Below are 1,219 nucleotides of genomic sequence, written 5' to 3'. Positions count from 1 at the left end.
CAGCCGCAAAGCGCAGGTGCCGGGCGTCCCGCTAGCTTCTAAGCAACTTGCACCAGGGGCCGGTGACTTCGCAGTGGCCTGTCTCATCACTGTTTTGCCAGCCCAGCCGATGGTAGAAGGCTACTGCCGCCGTGTTGCGGGTCGCAACCTTGAGCGAGCCGTGCGGCGAATCAGCGAGGGCCCGCTCCAGCAGGGCGCGCCCTATCCCCTGACCGTGCCAGTCGCTTGACACATAGAGGTGATGGACGAAGTGATCGGGCTGCCAGATGGCGATAAAGCCGCAGATATTGCCCCCCTGTTCGGCTACCCACACCTGTTCACCTTTGGTCTGTTCCTCGAAATCCTCGAGTTGGAAACGGGCGGGATCGACCCAGTGAAAGGTGTGGCGGCGACTCTTTAAAAACAGCCGGGCCAGTTGGGGAATGTGGTGTTCTTCCATGAGCCGGATCATGATGCCCTCCCGGATCAAGCCAATGTTCATTGAGGCAGCTGCACAGCGGCAGGTTAATCGATGCAAATGACAAGGGTGTGATTAAGCACTGTCCATTGTATTTGTCATGGGGCTATACTGCCGGAGTCCCTTGTATGGATGGCTTGAGGATCGCTGATTTATGGACAATAAACTGATTGAAGGCAACATTTTTGTTCCGGCGCATATAGACGATGTCTGGCACGCCTGGACTACCGAAAGCGGTCTGCGCAGTTTTCTGGCTCCCGAATGTTTGATGGTGGCCGAACCGAATGGTCCTTTCGAGATCTACTTCAGGCCTGATGCCCCGCTGGGTGAACGTGGCAGCGAAGGGTGCCGGGTCATGGCCGTCATGCCCTATGACTTGCTCAGTTTCAGCTGGAATTTCCCGCCCACCCTACCCCATATCCGCCAGCAAAAGACCCAGGTTTGCCTGCGCTTTGTGCCGGAAGGGCAGGGCACTCGCCTCTACTTCCTCCAGAGCGGTTGGGCCAATGATCCGGATTGGGATCAGGGTTATGCCTATTTTCGGGAAGAGTGGCTGGAGACCAGCCTACCACGGTTGCAGTACCGTTTTACCCACGGTCCCATCGACTGGAACAATCCCCCCGACAAGGCGCAACTGAAGGCGCTGGCCCAGTAATCCCGGATATCAGTGTCTAGTCCTGAAATAGGTTTACACATTTTCAACTAGCATTTCTCTACTCAGAACCCCCTATGTGCCGCATCGGGGGTTCTGTATTTCAACGC

Annotated in this window: 2 protein-coding genes; one reads left to right on the top strand and one right to left on the bottom strand. The window is 56.4% G+C overall.

Annotated elements, in window-relative coordinates:
• Positions 1-31: 31 nt before the first annotated feature.
• A complete protein-coding gene (locus AB5Y85_RS07870; RefSeq protein WP_257688138.1) occupies positions 32-451 on the bottom strand; it encodes a GNAT family N-acetyltransferase in 420 nt (139 codons plus the stop codon).
• 160 nt (positions 452-611) lie between these two features.
• On the opposite strand from AB5Y85_RS07870, the gene AB5Y85_RS07865 reads away from it, so the two are divergent.
• Positions 612-1,112, top strand: coding sequence for an SRPBCC domain-containing protein (locus AB5Y85_RS07865; RefSeq protein ID WP_139741077.1), 501 nt, complete (start codon positions 612-614; stop codon positions 1,110-1,112).
• The last annotated feature ends 107 nt before the right edge of the window (positions 1,113-1,219 follow it).

The sequence above is a fragment of the Aeromonas sp. R3-1 genome (assembly GCF_040908345.1).
Taxonomy (GTDB): domain Bacteria; phylum Pseudomonadota; class Gammaproteobacteria; order Enterobacterales; family Aeromonadaceae; genus Aeromonas; species Aeromonas veronii.
The sequence above is the reverse complement of the archived record's forward strand: the minus strand, read 5'-3'. Positions and strand labels throughout refer to the sequence as shown.

Coding starts and splice junctions, on each gene's coding strand:
- AB5Y85_RS07865 (WP_139741077.1), top strand. CDS start 612: ATGGACAATAAACTGATTGAAGGCAACATTTTTGTTCCGGCGCATATA.
- AB5Y85_RS07870 (WP_257688138.1), bottom strand. CDS start 451: ATGATCCGGCTCATGGAAGAACACCACATTCCCCAACTGGCCCGGCTG.